Below are 18,324 nucleotides of genomic sequence, written 5' to 3'. Positions count from 1 at the left end.
CGTGAGCAGGACACCGCGCGACAGAACGAACCTCGCGGGCAAGCGCCCGGGCAAGATCGGCCGCGCCGGCAGGGATGCTTCCGCTGTCGAACCGCTGAACATCGTCCATGGCACGCTGCCCTCGCGCGAAGTGATCCTGCGTTTCATCGCCGATCATCCGCAGAAGGCTTCCAAGCGTGAACTCGCCAAGGCGTTCGGGCTGAAAGGCGACAGCCGCGTCGAGCTCAAGCACATGCTGCAGGAACTCGAGCAGGAAGGCATGCTGCAAAAGAGCCGCAAGTCGCTCATTCGTCCCGGCGCTCTTCCGCCCGTCACCGTTCTCGACATCACGACGCGCGACAAGGACGGCGACTTGATCGGCCGGCCGGCGGAATGGCCGGAGGAGCAGGGTGTGGCGCCTGCCGTCGCCATCCGCCAGCAATCGCCCGCAGGCCGCCAGGGTAAGGGCAAGGCACCCGTCGCCGGCCTCGGCGACCGAATCCTGGCGAAGATCTTCCCGGCCGTCGATCGCGGCGGACCGGCTTATACGGCGCGTATCATCAAGGTGATCGACAGGCGCCGCGGTGCGGCGATGGGCGTTTTCCGCAGCGCGCCGGGCGGTGGCGGCCGCCTGTTGCCGATCGAACGGCGCGGCGAAGAGATGGTGATCGATCCCGACTTCACCGGCGGCGCCAAGGACGGCGACCTGGTCGAGATCGAAGTCGCGCGCCTCGGACGCTTCGGCCTGCCGCGAGCCAAGGTCCTTTCCGTCGTCGGCTCGGTCGGCTCGGAAAAGGCGATCTCGATGATCGCGATCCATGCGCACGGCATCCCGCATGTCTTCCCGCCGGCCGTGATCGCGGAGGCAGAAGCCGCAAAACCAGCGACGATGGCGCATCGTGAAGACTGGCGTAACATGCCGCTGATCACCATCGATCCGGCCGACGCCAAGGACCATGACGACGCAGTTTACGCCGAACTCGATCCCTCGCCCGACAATCCTGGCGGCGTCATCGTCACCGTCGCGATTGCCGACGTCTCCTGGTATGTCCGCCCCAATTCGCCGCTCGACCGCGAAGCGCTGAAGCGCGGCAACTCGGTCTATTTCCCCGATCGCGTCGTGCCGATGCTGCCGGAGCGCATCTCCAATGATCTCTGCTCGCTGAAGGAAGGCGTCGACCGGCCGGCGCTCGCCGTGCGCATGAGCTTCTCGGGCGAAGGCCGCAAGATCGGCCATACCTTTCATCGCATCATGATGAAGAGTGCCGCTAAGCTCTCCTATCAGCAAGCGCAGGCGGCGATCGACGGAAGTCCGGACGACAAGACCGAACCGATGCTCGAGGCGATCCTGAAACCGCTCTGGCATGCCTATGGGGTGATGAAGCGCGGACGCGATCGGCGCCAGCCGCTGGAACTCGACATGCCGGAGCGCAAGATTCTGCTGAAATCAGACGGCACCGTCGACCGGGTCTTCGTGCCGCCGCGGCTCGATGCGCACAAGCTGATCGAAGAGATGATGATCCAGGCGAATGTCTGCGCCGCCGAAACGCTCGAGAAGAAGCGCCAGCCGTTGGTCTACCGCATCCATGATGGTCCAACGCTTGCCAAGCAGGAAGTCTTGCGCGAGTTCCTGGCGACACTCGGCATCTCGCTCGCCAAGGGCGGCAATGTGCGCGCCAACAGCTTCAACGGCATTCTGGCGAAAGCGGAAGGTACGGCGCATCAGACCATGGTCAATGAGATGGTGCTGCGCTCGCAAAGCCAGGCGATCTACAGTCCGGAGAATATCGGACATTTCGGCCTCAACCTGATGAAATACGCCCACTTCACCTCGCCGATCCGCCGCTACGCCGATCTCATCGTGCATCGCGCGCTCGTCGGTTCGCTCGGTTTCGGCGAAGGCGGCATCACTCCCGACGAAGAAGCCTCGCTCGACGATATCGCCGCCGAAATCTCGACCTTCGAGCGCCGGGCGATGGCGGCCGAGCGCGAGACCATCGACCGGCTGATCGCCCATCATTTGAGCACCCGCGTCGGCGAGGAGTTTGCCGGCCGCGTCTCCGGAGTTACGAAGTCCGGGCTCTTTATCACCTTACCGGACTATGGCGCCGACGGTTTCGTCCCTATATCTACGCTCGGCACCGATTATTTCATCTATGACGAGGCGCATCAGGCACTGTCGGGTGAAAAGACGGGCCTCGGCTATCGTCTTGGCGACAGCGTCACCGTGAAGCTTGCGGAAGCAATCCCGCTTGCCGGGGCCTTGCGCTTCGAGATGCTGAGCGAAGGACGCGAGATGCCGACGGCAGTGCGATCCTTTCATAAGGCCGGCCGCCGAGACAGCGGCCAGGTCCGCAAGAAACCGGGAACGCGTCCCCCGCGCGGACGCCGCTAAGCCGCTGTGCCGAAAGCAGCAATGGTCCTATTGCGGCGCTTCATGCTTTCTGCCTGACAGAGGAAGATGCAATGAACACACCGACCGATCCGGTCGCCCGCTACGGGGCCGAAGCCGAGCGTCCGCTCGGGCGTTCCATCATGCGCGGGCTGATGAACCGCTGCCCGGCCTGCGGCGAAGGCAAGCTCTTCCGCGCCTTTTTGAAACCGGTCGATCATTGCGCCGCCTGCGGCGAGGCGATCCATCACCATCGCTCCGACGACCTGCCGCCCTATATCGTCATCCTGGTCCTCGGCCACGTCATCGTCGGCGGCTACATGCTGACCGATCTGACCTTCGTGTTGCCGGTATGGGTCCATCTTGCCATATGGGCGCCGATCACGGTCATCGCCGCGCTCGCCTCGATCCAGCCGATCAAGGGCGGCGTCATCGGTCTGCAATGGGCGCTACGCATGCATGGTTTCGGCGGCGAGAGCGAAAGTCCCGATGATTACGAGCTTCCCCGCCGGCCGGATTGAGCGCCTTCACCTTCCAGACATATTTAGCGTGTAGTGCCAGCGCTCCACCGACCACTACCGACACGCGGGAGTCAACGATCTTTCAACGACTTGACATGGTAAGCTTTTCTTGTCTGAACAGGCTTTACATTCCGCAGATCACATCGGAAATACTGCGAAACGCCGCCCGTCACCTGGATTTGGCACATCTGTGTCCCTTCTCTGTGAGACGAGAGTTCGATTCGCTCGCGCAGCTTTCTAAGGATGGATAAATGTCTCAGCCGAGAACCGGCACACCGGGCGATGTCGAAGAAATCCATTGGCCTTCTCTGGTGGCAGCCATCTCGTCCATTTCAGCCGTCGGCATAGCAATCGGTCTCGGACTCCCGCTTCTCAGCATCATCCTCGAAAAACGCGGCATCTCGTCTACGCTGATCGGGCTCAACACGGCGATGGCCGGGATTTCGGCGATGGCCGCGGCCCCTGTTACCACAAAGCTCGCTCATAAATACGGCGTTGCGCCGACGATGCTCTGGGCGGTGCTGATTTCGGCGCTGAGTGCACTCGGCTTCTATTATGCCCAGGATTTCTGGATGTGGTTTCCGCTGCGTTTCGCCTTCCATGGCGCAACGACGACGCTGTTCATCCTCTCCGAGTTCTGGATCAACGCCGCCTCGCCGCCATCCAAGCGCGGCTTTGTGCTCGGCATTTATGCGACCGTGCTTTCCATTGGATTCGCCGCAGGACCCCTGCTCTTTTCCATACTCGGCAGCGACGGCATCTTTCCCTTCCTAGTCGGCGCGGGCGCGATCCTGCTTGCCGCCATTCCGATTTTCATCGCCCGTGACGAAAGCCCGGTGCTCGAGGAAAAGCCGGAATTGCATTTCATGCGCTACGTCCTGCTGGTGCCGACAGCGACGGCTGCCGTCTTCATCTTCGGCGCGGTCGAAGCTGGCGGGCTGTCACTTTTTCCGATTTTTGCCGTGCGCGCCCATTTCACCGAATCGCAGGCGGCGCTGCTGCTCACGATGATGGGCGTCGGCAACGTCATCTTCCAGATTCCGCTCGGCCTGCTCTCCGACCGCATCCGCGACAAGCGACCGCTTCTGGCAGGGATGGCGCTGATGGGCTTTGTCGGCTCGATGACGCTGCCGATCCTGGTCAACAACTGGCTGCTGATGGCCGGGATGCTGCTCTTCTGGGGCGGCTGCGTCTCCGGCCTCTACACGGTTGGCCTCAGCCATCTCGGTTCGCGGCTGACGGGTTCCGATCTGGCTGCGGCCAATGCCGCCTTCGTCTTCTGTTATGCGGTGGGAACCGTGGCTGGGCCACAGGTGATCGGCGCAGCAATCGACGTCGCCGGAAATAATGGTTTTGCCTGGGCGATTGCCGCTTTCTTCGGTCTTTATGCCCTACTTTCCGGCATCAGATTGATGTTCGTTCGAAAACGGACTTGACTTTTCGGGCGGGATTCGTAGTTTCGCGCCAGAATTTGCCGTGGAGCCCATCCGGCTTCCACGGCTTTCATTTTCTTAAAGGCAGGACGACCATGGCCAAGGCTACAACAATCAAGATCAAGCTGCTGTCGACAGCCGACACCGGTTTCTTCTACGTCACGACGAAGAACAGCCGTACGATGACGGACAAGATGACGAAGACGAAGTATGACCCGATTGCTAAGAAGCATGTCGAGTTCAAGGAAACCAAGATCAAGTAATCACTTGGCCTGACGGATTTCAAAAAGCGCGCGCCTTCGGGTTGCGCGTTTTTTATTGTCCTGGGACCGCCTTGGAAAATGATAGCGCAAACAGACAAACGCCGCCCTTCCATCTTCGGGAAGTGGCGGCGCTTTCTTGAAAGGGGGTCGGCCAGCATGCAAAACGGCACGAGGAACCGTTATGACTTGCCTACTAGCCGACCGACCCCACGACCCAGGAGATGCGGCGGACCTGAGCATCATGGGGTATCGACAGCTCCTCTGCGGAGCGCTTCTTTTATGAGCCGATAATTTGCGCAGAAATGAAAGAAAATCAACAAATTCTTAATGATGAATTTTCTGAGCTTGATTCTATGGTTAAAAGTCCAGTTTTGGAACATACAAAGATTTGACGGCTCTGCTTGACGGCAAAGCCTAATGACGAGGGACTCGAAGAAGTTCGACAATATACCTTAATAACTTAAGCAGCTCCTCCCCTTACGTGAGGTGATGCCGACACACTTTATTTGACCCCGTTGGCGACGGGCGTTTTTTATAGTTTTCATTTCATTTTGGGCTGGGCTCCAACATTCCGGAGACTGTCGCGCCGCCGCCCTATCCACAGCAACGCCGAGAGTCCATTTTTTGGTTACCGGGCTGCAAAAATTTGGGCCTACGTCGCACAGGCGAAGGTTAAAAATTGGTAACAAATCGCTTACCGCAGTGGAAAACCCGCAAATGGCGCGTATGGCGCCCAAGTGATTCGTCAAGCGGCCGCTGCGACCACGCGATTGCGGCCGGTATTCTTGGCCTGGTAAAGAGCTAGATCGGCCTGCTTCATCAGTTGGTCCGGCGTCAGCACCGCGCCGAAGCGCGAGGCGATGCCGAAGGACGCTGTGACGGCCAGGGCTTCACTTGAGCGCTTCAGCATGAAGGGAGCGCTTTCGACAGCCGCGCGCAGGCGCTCGGCGACGGCTGCGGCAACTTCAGGCGAGGTGTCCGGCATCACCACGACGAATTCCTCCCCGCCGTAACGGCAGGCGAGGTCGGCGCCGCGGATGGTTGAACGGACGCGGTTTGCGAATTCGCGCAGCACTTCGTCGCCGCCGTCATGGCCGTATGTGTCGTTCACCTGCTTGAAACGGTCGATATCGGTGATCAGCACCGAAAGCGGCCGGCCCCGCGCCATCGACCGGTTGAAGAGCACGTTCAGGTGATTGTCGAGATAACGTCTGTTGTAAAGGCCAGTCAGTGGATCGGTCACGGCAAGCTCGATCGTCTGCTTGACGCTGGCGCGCAGACGATCGTTATAACGCTTGCGACGGATCTGCGTCAGGCTGCGGGCGACGAGCTCGTTGGGATCGACGGGGCGGATGATGTAGTCGTTGACGCCGAGATCAAGCGCGCGGACGACCATGTCGTCGGTGCCCTGCTCGGTGATGATCAGGATCGGGAGGAAGCGTGTGCGCTCCAACGAGCGCAGTTGCGAGCAGAGCCGAAGCGGATCGTAATCGTCGAAATTGGCATTGACGATGACGAGATCGAACGCGTTCTCGGCCGCCTCGAAGAGGGCGGCCTGCGGATCGGAGAGCGCAAGCACATCGGCGATGGGCTTCAGCGCCCTGACGATGCGCTCTTGAGAATTGGCGCGGCCGTCGACCAATAGCACCTGGCCGGCCTCGTCGCCACGGCCTTCGGCTGCCTGCATGAGGTCGCCCATGCCCATCGTATGAGCGGTGTCGGCGCGGATGCGCAGTTCGTCACTCAACGTCTTCAGCCGCAGCAGGCTCTTCACCCGCGAGATCAACTGCAGATCATTGACCGGCTTGGTGAGAAAATCGTCGGCGCCGGCCTTCAGACCGCGTACCCGATCGGCCGGCTGGTCGAGTGCGGTGACCATGACGACTGGAATATGGGCGGTTTTCTGACTGGCCTTCAGCCGCTCGCAGACCTCGAAGCCATCAATACCGGGCATCATGATGTCGAGCAGGATCAGGTCGACCTGGTTGCGCTCGCAGATTGCTAGCGCTTCGTGACCGTCGGCCGCGGTCATCACGTCGAAATACTCCGCGAGCAGCCGCGCTTCAAGCAGCTTCACGTTGGCTGGAATATCGTCAACCACCAGTATTCGCGCGGTCATAATGGTCTTTCCGATGCGTCAGGCATCGCCCAGATAGGTCTTGATCGTCTCGATGAATTTCGGAACCGAGATCGGTTTGGAAACATAGGCTTCGCAGCCGCCCTGGCGGATCCGTTCCTCATCGCCCTTCATCGCGAAAGCCGTGACGGCGATGACGGGAATCACATGCAGCTCGTCATCTTCCTTCAGCCATTTCGTGACTTCGAGGCCGGAGACCTCGGGAAGCTGGATATCCATGAGGATGAGGTCGGGGCGATGTTTGCGCGCCAGATCGAGCGCCTCCATGCCGTTTCTCGTCTGAATCGTGGTATAGCCGGACGCCTCGATCAGGTCGCGAAAGAGCTTCATGTTGAGCTCGTTATCTTCTACAATCATTACCTGTTTGGGCATGACAAGCTGTCCCTACGTCCGTTCGCGCAGTCGTTCGTCCCATGAGAAATGCACATGCGGATGAATAGCTCCGTGAAACCGATAGCGCACGCTAGCGGTATTTGGTTGAAGAAAAGGTAACTTACCCCTCGAAATGCAAAGCAACTTCAAGACTTCGAAACAACAGGCGGCCGAGCCGCACGAGACGGCGATCGCCGTGCTCGGCTGGCTTGCCGCCGATCCCGACATGTTCGGCCGCTTCCTCGCACTCACCGGCGTGGCGCCCGAGCAGGTGCGCAACGCAGTCAACGATCCGGGTTTCCTCTCAGGCATGATGGACTTCCTGATGAACCACGAACCGACGGCGATGGCCTTCTGCACGGCGAGTGGCCTCAGCCCGGAGACGGTGACGGCCGCCTGGCGGCATTTCTCCTCGCCGGGGCTCGATTCGGGAGAATACTGAGCGTGACAAAGTTCGATGTTTCGCACATCCGGCTCGGCGAGCGGCCGCTGATCGTCTGCGACGTCGACGATGTCGTGCTGCGGTTCATCGACCCCTTCCAGCTTTTTCTTCAGAGCCAGGGTCACGCGTTTCTGCCGCGCTCGTTCAAGCTTCACGGCAACATCGTCTCGAAAGCGGACGGCACGGAGATCGGGGACCAGCAGGTCAGCCGGTTGATCGAGGAATTCTTCGAGGCGCAGGAGCTGTGGCAGACGCCGCTCGACCGCGTAGTCGAAACGCTCGACCGGCTTTCGCGCGAGGCCGATGTCCTGTTTCTGACGGCCATGCAGCCGCGGTTCCAGGAGCAGCGCCGTCGCCTGCTCGACAGGATGGGTCTGCTCTTTCCGCTGCTTGCCAGCGAAGAGCCCAAGGGGCCGATCGTCCACGCCTTGCATGCCAGCCGCTCCCTTCCCGTTGTCTTTATCGACGATATGGCGCGCAATCTGCATTCCGTCAGGGATCACGTCGCCAATTGCCTGCTCATTCACCTGATGCCGGATTCGCCCGTCCATCGTTTCGCTCCGGCGGCAGCCGACGACATCACCCGGGCCACCGATTGGGCGCATGCGGCCGAGCTGATCGAGGCCCACTTCCTTTCCGGCACAATCAACCGCGCAGTTCCAGCCGCATGAGCGGACGGCCGTCCTTGCGTCTGGCAATCGTCTCGAAACCGGCTGCCTCGAAGATTGCCGTCGAGCCGATGCAGAGCGTCACCGATTTCGACTGCTTCGCATGATCGATCGGGCAGGCTTCGAGCAGCCGCGCGCCCTGGCGCCGGGCATGGTCGATCGCGCCGGCGAGCAGGCGATGACTTAATCCCCTGCCGCGCAGTTTCGGCAGCAGGAAGAAGCAGCTGACAGCCCAGATAGAGGGATCACGCGCATCATCCTCCTCCAGCGGCCGCGAGACGGTGCGCGGTGAATTGAACTGCGGCACGTCGTGGCGCGGCCCGACCTGCACCCAGGCGACCGGTCCGCCATCGGCATAACAGATGATCCCCGGCGGCGGCCCGGCCCCGATCCGTTCGCGCATATGCGCCTTGCGCTCGTCGGCCGTCATCGTCGTCCTCGCCGCATGCGGCAAGCGCAGCGCGACACACCAGCAATTGTAAAAAGCGCCCTGCGGGCCGAACAGAGTCTCGAAGTCGCCCCACCGGTCTGCCGTCACCGGCTCGAAACGAAGATCTTTATCCAAAGGCAAAGCTCCCGTCCTCTCTTGTGACTCATAAGCTTAAGGCGTAGTGTCGCGCCGTTCAACCTTTGTTCTCACCATGACGCCCGCGCCTGACAAGACACCCGGCTTCTGTCGCGACTGCCTTGCCGAGCAGAAGGGTGAGGCGCGTCGTTGCCTATCCTGCGGCAGCCCGCGTCTGGTGCGCCATCGCGAGCTCTATCGACTGACGCTCGCGCATATCGATTGCGACGCCTTCTACGCGGCGGTCGAGAAGCGTGACAATCCCGAACTTGCCGACAAGCCGGTCATCATCGGCGGCGGCAAACGCGGTGTCGTCTCCACTGCCTGCTATATCGCCCGTATCCACGGCGTGCGTTCGGCGATGCCGATGTTCAAGGCGCTGGAGGCATGCCCCCAGGCCGTCGTCATACGCCCGGACATGGAAAAATATGTCCGGGTCGGGCGCCAGGTGCGCGCACTGATGCAGGATCTGACACCGCTGGTGCAGCCGCTGTCGATCGACGAAGCCTTCCTGGAGTTGGGCGGCACGGAGAGGCTGCATCATGATCCACCGGCGCGTACGCTCGCCAAATTCGCTCGCCGCATCGAAAAGGAGATCGGCATTACCGTATCGGTCGGGCTTTCCTATTGCAAATTCCTCGCCAAGGTCGCTTCCGACCTGCAGAAGCCGCGCGGCTTTTCCGTCGTCGGCCGTGAAGAAGCGGTGGAATTTCTGGCGCCGCGTCCCGTCACCACCATCTGGGGCGTCGGCAAGGCCTTTGCCGCGACGCTGGAGGCGGACGGCATCCGCACCATCGGCCAGCTACAGCAGATGGAGGAGAACGATCTGATGCGCCGCTACGGCAGTATCGGCCAGCGCCTTGCGCGGCTCTCGCGCGGCATCGACGACCGCGAGGTGCATCTCAACGACGCCGCCAAGAGCGTTTCGGCCGAAACGACCTTTTTCGACGACATCTCGCGCCACGACGATCTGGTGCCGATCCTGCGCAACCTTTCCGAGAAGGTTTCCTGGCGGCTTAAGAAAAACGATATTGCCGGCCGGACGGTGGTGCTGAAGATGAAGAGCGCCGACTTCAAGACGCGCACCCGCAACCGCAAGCTCGAGGACCCGACCCAGCTTGCCGACAGGATCTTCCGCATCGGGCTCGAACTTCTCGAAAAGGAAACGGACGGTACGAAATTCCGCCTGATCGGCATAGGCGTCACCGACCTCGGCGATGCCACCTGCGCCGATCCGCCCGATCTGATTGACCGGCAGTCAGGCCGGCGGGCGGCGGCCGAAGCGGCGATGGACAAGCTGCGCGACAAGTTCGGCAAGAATACGGTCGAAACCGGCTACACCTTCGGCAGCGGCAAGCGCGATCACTAGAACATCTCGCGGTGCGCGCTTGTTAGAGACGCAAAATAAAAACAATACCTTAAACCAAACAGATCAAACTTTGATTCATCCGGCATGCTTGCCTTTTATGTATGCGTGTCGTCAGCGCGGAACGCTGCACCGTTCCGGGCAAGCCGATGAGTCCGGGGTTTAAAATCTTCCTTAAACTTCGTCTCATAATGTGCAGGGCCAGTATTGCGTATGGTTGGGTATCATGTTCTCGCGTCTTGTCTTCGGCCTCGGCTTGCTGTCGGCCACCGCACTCGTGCACCCTGCTCTTGCCGCGGATGCACGCACGCTGCAGATCTTCGTCTCGAAGAACAAGCAGTCGCTTGTGGTTTATGACGGCACCGACGTCGTCGCGACCTCGAAGGTCTCGACCGGCAAGGACGGCCATACGACTCCGAGCGGCATTTTCTCGGTGCTCGAAAAGCAGAAATACCACGAATCCAACCTCTATTCGGCCGCCCCGATGCCGTTCATGCAACGCCTGACATGGTCCGGAATCGCGCTGCACGAATCCAATTCCGTGCCGCGTTATCCCGCCTCGCACGGCTGCGTCCGCATGCCCGGCGCCTTCGCAAAAATGCTCTACCGAATGACCGAGCCCGGCATTCCCGTCATCATCAGCGACGACGAATTGGTGCCGCAGCCGATCGACCATCCGAACCTTTTCCGCCCCGATGCGCCGGCAGCGATGCCGCTCCTTTCGGATGTCGAGCTGCGGCCCTCCATCCCCGTCAGTCCCGGGACACCGGTGCAGGTGGCGATGAACGACACCGCCGCAATGCCGATGCCGGCGGCATCGCCGGTTACCGCGCCGGAGGTCCGGCCGCCGTCCGAGCCGATCAGCATGCTCGTCACGCGGCGAACGCTGCGCGAAACGGTGATCGACATTCAAACGATACTCAATCAGCTCGGCTTTTCCGCCGGCAGTCCGGACGGGCTGCTCGGTCCGTCGACCGTGCAGGCGATCAACGCCTTCAAGATGCTGCGGCCGACGGAATTTGCCGGCGACAGGAGCCTGGTCTCCGACAGACTTCTCACATCGGTCTATTCCGCAGCCGGCAAGGGCGAGCCTCCGAACGGCGTCATCATGGTGCGGCAGGCCTTCAAGCCGATTTTCGAAGCGCCGGTAACGATCGCCGATCCGGGATTGGCGCTCGGCACGCATTTTTTCACGCTGCATGCGGTCGATGAACAGGCCGGAACGGCGGACTGGTTCGGCGTCACACTTAGCAACAACCTCTCCCGCGAGACGATGAAACGACTCGGCATCACCAGCCAGGAAAGCTCCATTGTCATGGGCAAGCCGATTGCCCTTTCGCTGAGCCGCATCACGATCCCCGACGAGGCCCGCCGCAGGATCGACGCACTGATCGCGCCCGGCTCGACGCTGACGATCTCCGACACCGGCCTTGGCCGGGAAACCGGCGAAGGCACGGATTTCATCACGATCACCCGTGGGTGACGAGATCAACGGGGTCGATCATCAACTGTGTTGATCAGACAAGCTCGACGTCAACGACGCCGGGGGCGGCGCGAAGAGCGGCAGCAATCTCGGGGGTGATGCGGTATTTCTCCGGCAGCGCCACTTCCACCTCGCGTTTGCCCTCCTCCTTGATGACAATGAAGGAAACCAGACCGTCACCCTTAGCATTCAGATGGCCGGCAACCATCTTCAGCGGCCCGGAATCGCGGACATAAACGCGCAGCGCCTTCTGCATCTGCAGCGACTTTTCCTCAAGCGACTGGATCGTCTGGATGCGAAGACCGATACCCTCCGGCCGCTCCTCACCGGTCGCTGTCAGCAGGAAGGATTTTCCGGACTCGAGCACGTCGCGATATTGGTTCAGCATCTCCGAAAACAGCACCGCCTCGAACTGGCCTGAAGAATCGGAAAAGACGATGATGCCCATCTTGTTGCCGGTGCGGGTCTTGCGCTCCTGCTTGGAGATGACGGTTCCGGCAAGGCGTGCATTGGCGGCGCCCTGTTTGATGGCCGCTGAAAACTCGGCGAAAGTCTGCACACGCATCTTCTGCAGGATGTTGTTGTAGGAATCGAGCGGGTGGGCCGTCAGATAGAAGCCCAGCACCTGGAACTCCTTGAGCAGCCGCTCCGATGCCAGCCAGGGTGAATAGGGCGGCAAGGAGATCTTCTCCGGGCCCGAGTTTAGTGCGCTGCCGAAAATGTCCGCTTGGCCGCTCAGCTTATTTTCCTGGGCGCGCTGGGCATAACCGAGGATGCGGTCGAGGCCGGCGGAAAGCTGGGCGCGGTCGGTGCCGAAACAATCGAAGGCGCCGGCATAGATCAGGCTTTCGAGCACGCGGCGATTCACCTGGCGCGGATCGATGCGCAGACAGAAATCCTCGATGCTGGCAAAAGGTTTGTCGCCACGCACCTCGACGATGTGGTCGACGGCGGATTCGCCGACGCCCTTCAAAGCGGCGAGCGCATAATAGATGCGGTTATCGCCGGTCTCGAAATGTCGGAAGGATGTCTGCACCGAGGGCGCAATCACCTCAATGCCCAAGCGCTTGGCGTCCTGCCGGAAATCATTGACCTTTTCCGTATTGGACATGTCGAGCGTCATCGAGGCGGCGAGGAACTCGACCGGATAATGCGCCTTCATATAGGCCGTCTGGTAGGAGACGATGGCGTAGGCGGCGGCGTGCGACTTGTTGAAGCCGTAGTTCGCAAACTTCGCCAAGAGTTCGAAGATGTTGTCGGCCTGCGGCTTCGAGACGCCGTTCTTGACCGCGCCGACGACGAAGCGTTCGCGCTGCTGGTCCATCTCCGCCTTGATCTTCTTACCCATGGCGCGGCGCAGAAGGTCGGCCTCGCCAAGCGAATAGCCCGACAGGACCTGGGCGATCTGCATCACCTGTTCCTGATAGACAATAACGCCCTGCGTTTCCTTGAGCAGGTGGTCGATCATCGGATGGATCGATTCCAGCTCTTCGTCGCCATGCTTGCGAGCATTGTAGGTCGGGATGTTCTCCATCGGGCCCGGGCGGTAGAGCGCCACCAGCGCGATGATGTCCTCGATGCAATCCGGTTTCATGCCGATCAGCGCCTTGCGCATGCCGGCACTTTCCACTTGGAACACGCCGACCGTCTCGCCGCGCGACAGCATCTCGTAGGTCGGTTTGTCGTCGAGAGGAATGGCCGCAAGATCGACTTTGATGCCGCGCTTGGCGACGAAATCGACGGCGACCTTCAGCACCGTCAGAGTCTTCAGGCCGAGAAAGTCAAACTTGACGAGGCCGGCCTGCTCCACCCACTTCATGTTGAACTGGGTGACCGGCATGTCGGAGCGCGGATCGCGATACATCGGCACCAGCTTGGATAACGGCCGATCGCCGATGACAATACCGGCAGCATGCGTCGAGGCGTGGCGATAAAGCCCTTCGATCTTCTGGGCAATGTCGAGCAGGCGCGCCACCACCGGTTCCTTCGCCGCCTCCTCCTGCAGCTTCGGCTCCTCTTCGATCGCTTTAGAGAGCGGCGTCGGATTGGCCGGATTGTTCGGCACGAGTTTGCAGATCTTGTCTACCTGACCGTAGGGCATTTCCAGCACGCGGCCGACGTCGCGAAGTGCGGCGCGCGCCTGCAGCGAACCGAAGGTGATGATCTGCGCCACCTGCTCGCGCCCATATTTCGCCTGAACGTAACGGATCACCTCTTCGCGACGGTCCTGGCAGAAGTCGATGTCGAAGTCAGGCATTGAGACGCGTTCCGGATTGAGGAAGCGCTCGAAGAGCAGCGAGAAGCGCAGCGGGTCGACGTCGGTGATGGTCAATGCATAGGCGACCAGCGAACCGGCGCCCGAACCGCGACCGGGACCGACGGGAATATCATGCTGCTTGGCCCACTTGATGAAGTCGGAAACGATCAGGAAGTAACCCGGGAAGCGCATGCGCTCGATAACGCTTAGCTCGAACTCCAACCGCTCACGATAATCCTTTTCCTCGTAACCCGGCGACATGCCGAGCGTGGCAAGCCGCATGTCCAGCCCTTCCACCGCCTGGCGGCGCAATTCGCCCGCCTCGGCGCGTTCGGCCTCCTCGGCATCGTCGGTGGCGCCAGTGAAGCGCGGCAGGATCGGCTTTCTTGTCTTCAACACGAAGGAGCAGCGCCTGGCGATCTCGATCGTGTTCTCAAGCGCTTCCGGCAGGTCGGCAAAGAGCTTGGCCATTTCGGCCCGGCTTTTCAGATAGTGATCCGGCGTCAGGCGAAAGCGGCTGTCGTCCGAGACGATGGCGTTATGCGCAACCGCCATCAGCGCATCATGGGCGTCGTAATCGTCGCGGGTCGGAAAGAAGGCCTCGTTCGTGGCGACGAGCGGCAGGTCATGCGTGTAGGCAAGCCTGACGATCTTCTGCTCGTGCCGCTTGTCGTAGGTGCCGTGCCGCTGCAGTTCGACATAGAGTCTGTCGCCGAAGAGACGCTTCAGCGTGAGCAGCCGGGCTCCCGCCTGGCCGGGATGACCTTCCCTGACAGCCGCGTCGACCGGTCCGGTCAGGGCGCCGGTCAAGGCGATCAGACCTTCCGTGCCTGCCTCTTCCAGCCAGGAGGCTCTGACATGTATGGCCTGGTTGCTATCGCCGCCGAGATAGGCGCGGCTGACGAGATCGACCAGCCTTTCATAACCGGCCTCCGTCGCGGCAAGTAGAACGATCGATGGCAGCTTGATCAGGGCCTGCTGACCGCCGCGCTTCTCACTTTCCAATCCGTCTTCCATGTCGATGGAGACCTGACAGCCGATGATCGGCTGCAGGCCCTCGTCCATTGCCTTCTGGGAGAATTCAAGGGCGACGAAGAGATTGTTGGTGTCGGTAATGGCGATCGCAGGCTGACTGTCGCTGGTCGCCTTGTAGAGGATCTTCTTCAGAGGCAGCGCACCCTCAAGAAGCGAATAGGCGGAGTGGACCCTCAGGTGGATGAAGCCCGGCGTGCCGCCGGTCGCCTCACCCATTGAACCCTTTTCCGTGTCCGCCATGATATGCCTTCCCAATTAACCGAAATGAATCGGATGCATTGTCGGCATTGAGGGCAATGATGTCCAGAAGAAGACCCGCGTGCGAACCGCATGACTGCCATGCGATCCCCTGAAAACTTTAGATCGCGATGACGATCAGCGAGAAGCTGGCAACGAACATTGCGATGGAGGTGAATGCTGCAATATCACGGATCATGTCAGTCATCTGGCTCTCCTTTACTTGTTATGTTTTCAATTTGTTCCATCTATGTTCCGATGTCAACAGGAATCTTTTCCTTTGCGCTTGCGTTTGAAAATGCCGGCTCCGGACTGCGAATCGAACCTCGCCGTCGGCGCTGGCTTTGAACATGCTCCGCGACCGGCTCGACATCGCCTGCCGAACGGATCCGTACAGCGCAGTCGATGTCTGATGCACCTGCGCCAAGTCGATCGGGCGATGCCCACTCTTTTGTTCTTCTTATGTTCTCATCGTTCTGCTATATCCGTATCAGATGAGGCAGGAGGAAGATGATAATGCTCGACACCGTGATACTGAACGACTTCATCGTAGAGGCGAAGGCCGCGACCTATGTCGGCGGTGGTGTGTCTCGTCCGCCCTGCCGGCCGGGTGCTCACGATATCGGCTACGAGCGCGGCGACTGGTCCTATCTCGACAGCTACTTCGGCGGCACCGACTTCGCCGGACAGGAAGTGATTTGGTTTGCCGGCGAACCCGTCTGGGCGATGAATTATTTCGGCCGCGTCGTCGCGTCCGATCTGATCGACGGCAGAGCCGCCGGAACGGTGATCAAGGCGGCGCTGTCGGCAATGTATCGGGAGGGCCGCTTTCTCGGCGGAATCGAATTCGATCATCCGTTCGGCCGCTATGTCGACCGCAGCGAAGGCGGCTGCGAGGGATTCAGCGGCCAGGAATGCATCATGGTCGAGGAGCGGAAGGCCTATGTGCTCGATTATCGCGGTGGGCTGGTTATTCCTGATGTCCGACCAGGAGGTCGGCGAGATCAGCCCCTCATCCGCATGCCGGCACCCTTTCCCCGCTTGCGGGGCGAAGGAGATGGCCGCGCCCCCTCCGTTCCCCACCTACCTCTCGCTGGGCAAGTCCCCTCGCCCCGTTTACGGGGAGAGGGTTAGGGTGAGGTGGTCAACAAAACAGCCATGGATAGCCGTCTCAAAAGTCGACGATCTTGCCGTCCGAAATCGTGACGCGCCGATCCATGCGGCCGGCAAGTTCATGGTTGTGGGTGGCGATGAGGGCGGCAAGGCCGGATTGGCGCACCAGCGCCTCCAGCGCATCGAAGACGTAGCTTGCCGTTTCCGGATCCAGATTGCCGGTCGGCTCGTCGGCAAGAAGCAGCGTCGGCGCATTGGCGACGGCGCGGGCGATCGCGACGCGCTGCTGTTCGCCGCCGGAAAGTTCAGCCGGGCGATGCGAACCGCGATGGCCGATGCGCATATAATCGAGAAGCTGGCCGGCTCGCTCCCGGGCCTCCTTCCAGGACAGGCCGGCAATCAGCTGCGGCATCATGATGTTCTCAAGCGCGGAAAATTCCGGCAGGAGGTGATGGAACTGATAGACGAAGCCGATCTCGCGTCGGCGGATCGCGGTGCGCTTCTCATCGGAAAGGCCATCGCAGGCAAGGCCGTTAATGGTAACCTCGCCGCCATCGGGATGCTCGAGCAGGCCTGCGACATGCAGCAGGGTCGACTTGCCTGTGCCGGAGGGGGCGACAAGGGCGACGATTTCCCCTTTAGACAGCGAGAAATCCGCACCCTTCAGGATCGTGAGCAGCGTATCGCCCTGCCCGTAATGGCGCTCGACGCCGGTAAGGTTGAGGACGAGGTTGCGGTTCATGAATGCGGCATTCCTTATTCGTAGCGCAGTGCCTGCACCGGATCGAGCCTGGAGGCGCGCCATGCCGGGAAGATGGTGGCGATGAAGGAGAGGCTGAGCGCCATGATGACCACCGAGATCGTTTCGCTGATATCCATCTCGGCCGGCAGCTGGCTGAGGAAATAGACCTGCGGATTGAAGATCACGGTGCCGGAGATCCAGGAGAAGAACTGGCGGATGGATTCGATATTGACGCAGACGAGAACGCCGAGCAGCACACCGGCAAGGGTACCGACGATGCCGATCGCCGCCCCGGTCATGAAGAAGATGCGCATGATGGCGCCGGCGCTGGCGCCCATGGTGCGCAGGATGGCGATATCGCTGCCCTTGTCCTTCACCAGCATGATGAGGCCGGAGATGATGTTGAGCGCCGCCACGAGCACGATCAGCGTCAGGATCATGAACATGACGTTGCGCTCGACCTGGAGTGCGGAGAAGAATGTCTGGTTGCGCTGACGCCAGTCGGTAAGGTTGATCTGGCGGCCGGCCGCCTCTTCCACCTTCGGCCTCAGGGCGTCGATATCATCGGGATGATCGACGAAGAGTTCGATCGACTGCACCAGCCCGGCGGCATTGAAGTAGAGCTGCGCTTCCTCGAGCGGCATGAAGATGATTGAGGAATCGTATTCGGACATGCCGATCTCGAACAGGCCGGAAATCTTATAGGATTTGACGCGCGGATTGACGCCCATCGGCGTGATGTCGCCTTCCGGCGAGGTCAGGGTAATGAGGTCGCCGACGCGCAGACCCAGCTGATCGGCCATGCGGGTGCCGATCAGCACGCCCTCGCCAGAGGCATAGCCCACCATGTCGCCGGATTTGATGTTGTCGGAGATTGTCTTGAGTTTCGTCAGGTCTTCGGCGCGGGCGCCGCGCACCAAAGCGCCGGTGCTGCCGCCAGCCTGAGCGGAGGCAAGCACCTGCCCTTCGACCAGGGGCAGCGCCATCTTGACGCCCGGCACCGCCGCGAGTTTGGCGGTCAGGTCGGGGTAATCGGTAAAGGGGCCATCGATCGGCTGCACGATCATATGACCGTTGATGCCGAGGATGCGCGAGACGAGCTCGGTGCGAAAGCCGTTCATGACGGCCATGACGATGATCAGCGTCGCAACGCCGAGCATGATGCCGACGAAGGAGAAGCCGGCGATCACCGAAATGAAGGCCTCCTTGCGGCGGGCGCGCAGATAACGCCACGCCACGAGGCGCTCAAAGGTGGAAAATGGCTTGCCAGCCGGACCCAAGCCGGATTTTGAACTCCGGTCCATTGCTGCCTCTGCCAT

The 18,324-nt window shown here is 60.9% G+C and carries 14 protein-coding genes and 1 pseudogene; 9 read left to right on the top strand and 6 right to left on the bottom strand.

Features of this window, described 5'->3' with window-relative positions; genetic code table 11:
- Position 1: 1 nt before the first annotated feature.
- The 4 genes from rnr to rpmG all read left to right on the top strand — a co-directional run bounded on the left by rnr (position 2) and on the right by rpmG (position 4,588).
- Entirely contained in the window at positions 2-2,374 is a 2,373-nt protein-coding gene (gene rnr, locus NXC14_RS08585; protein ID WP_085777800.1) for a ribonuclease R, read from the top strand.
- Positions 2,375-2,445: 71 nt separating this feature from the next.
- On the top strand, positions 2,446-2,892 hold the full coding sequence (locus NXC14_RS08580) for a DUF983 domain-containing protein (RefSeq protein WP_085777799.1): 447 nt from the start codon (positions 2,446-2,448) through the stop codon (positions 2,890-2,892).
- A 251-nt stretch (positions 2,893-3,143) separates the two neighbouring features.
- Positions 3,144-4,328, top strand: a complete 1,185-nt coding sequence (locus tag NXC14_RS08575) for an MFS transporter (protein WP_085777798.1) — start codon at positions 3,144-3,146, stop codon at positions 4,326-4,328.
- 92 nt (positions 4,329-4,420) lie between these two features.
- Entirely contained in the window at positions 4,421-4,588 is a 168-nt protein-coding gene (gene rpmG, locus NXC14_RS08570) for a 50S ribosomal protein L33 (protein WP_003587245.1), read from the top strand.
- A gap of 745 nt (positions 4,589-5,333) precedes the next feature.
- On the opposite strand, the gene NXC14_RS08565 is transcribed toward rpmG, so the two are convergent.
- Positions 5,334-6,707: a PleD family two-component system response regulator gene (locus NXC14_RS08565; RefSeq protein ID WP_085777797.1), complete on the bottom strand. Its 1,374-nt coding sequence runs from the start codon at positions 6,705-6,707 to the stop codon at positions 5,334-5,336.
- A gap of 18 nt (positions 6,708-6,725) precedes the next feature.
- Positions 6,726-7,097 (bottom strand): response regulator, encoded by a 372-nt coding sequence (locus NXC14_RS08560; protein WP_003547430.1) that lies wholly within the window; start codon positions 7,095-7,097, stop codon positions 6,726-6,728.
- Between the two features lie 133 nt (positions 7,098-7,230).
- On the opposite strand from NXC14_RS08560, the gene NXC14_RS08555 reads away from it, so the two are divergent.
- Positions 7,231-7,539 carry a DUF3572 domain-containing protein gene (locus NXC14_RS08555; RefSeq protein WP_085777796.1) on the top strand — a complete coding sequence of 103 codons (309 nt, stop codon included), beginning with the start codon at positions 7,231-7,233 and terminating at the stop codon, positions 7,537-7,539.
- On the top strand, positions 7,536-8,210 hold the full coding sequence (locus NXC14_RS08550; protein ID WP_085777795.1) for a hypothetical protein: 675 nt from the start codon (positions 7,536-7,538) through the stop codon (positions 8,208-8,210). Before NXC14_RS08555 ends, NXC14_RS08550 begins: the two co-directional genes overlap by 4 nt.
- Here the strand turns inward: NXC14_RS08550 and NXC14_RS08545 are convergent.
- A complete protein-coding gene (locus NXC14_RS08545) occupies positions 8,185-8,772 on the bottom strand; it encodes a GNAT family N-acetyltransferase (protein ID WP_085777794.1) in 588 nt (195 codons plus the stop codon). The two genes, NXC14_RS08550 and NXC14_RS08545, sit on opposite strands and share 26 nt — an antisense overlap.
- Before the next feature lie 76 nt (positions 8,773-8,848).
- On the opposite strand from NXC14_RS08545, the gene NXC14_RS08540 reads away from it, so the two are divergent.
- Both NXC14_RS08540 and NXC14_RS08535 read left to right on the top strand, forming a co-directional pair.
- Positions 8,849-10,141, top strand: a complete 1,293-nt coding sequence (locus NXC14_RS08540) for a DNA polymerase IV (RefSeq protein WP_085777793.1) — start codon at positions 8,849-8,851, stop codon at positions 10,139-10,141.
- Between the two features lie 223 nt (positions 10,142-10,364).
- Positions 10,365-11,621 carry a L,D-transpeptidase family protein gene (locus tag NXC14_RS08535; RefSeq protein ID WP_085777792.1) on the top strand — a complete coding sequence of 419 codons (1,257 nt, stop codon included), beginning with the start codon at positions 10,365-10,367 and terminating at the stop codon, positions 11,619-11,621.
- A 34-nt stretch (positions 11,622-11,655) separates the two neighbouring features.
- On the opposite strand, the gene dnaE is transcribed toward NXC14_RS08535, so the two are convergent.
- Positions 11,656-15,153 (bottom strand): DNA polymerase III subunit alpha, encoded by a 3,498-nt coding sequence (dnaE, locus tag NXC14_RS08530; protein WP_085777791.1) that lies wholly within the window; start codon positions 15,151-15,153, stop codon positions 11,656-11,658.
- Positions 15,154-15,666: 513 nt separating this feature from the next.
- Between dnaE and NXC14_RS08525 the strand changes: the two are divergent.
- Positions 15,667-16,128 (top strand): annotated as a pseudogene (locus NXC14_RS08525) (DUF5680 domain-containing protein); the annotation flags it as partial.
- Positions 16,129-16,321: 193 nt separating this feature from the next.
- Here NXC14_RS08525 and NXC14_RS08520 read toward each other — a convergent pair.
- Together NXC14_RS08520 and NXC14_RS08515 are read right to left on the bottom strand one after the other, a co-directional pair.
- Positions 16,322-17,005 carry an ABC transporter ATP-binding protein gene (locus tag NXC14_RS08520; RefSeq protein ID WP_085777790.1) on the bottom strand — a complete coding sequence of 228 codons (684 nt, stop codon included), beginning with the start codon at positions 17,003-17,005 and terminating at the stop codon, positions 16,322-16,324.
- Positions 17,006-17,019: 14 nt separating this feature from the next.
- Positions 17,020-18,324: a lipoprotein-releasing ABC transporter permease subunit gene (locus NXC14_RS08515; RefSeq protein WP_085777789.1), complete on the bottom strand. Its 1,305-nt coding sequence runs from the start codon at positions 18,322-18,324 to the stop codon at positions 17,020-17,022.

Origin of the sequence: Rhizobium sp. NXC14, assembly GCF_002117485.1 — a bacterium.
In the GTDB taxonomy this organism is placed as follows: Bacteria; Pseudomonadota; Alphaproteobacteria; order Rhizobiales; family Rhizobiaceae; genus Rhizobium.
The sequence above is the reverse complement of the archived record's forward strand: the minus strand, read 5'-3'. Positions and strand labels throughout refer to the sequence as shown.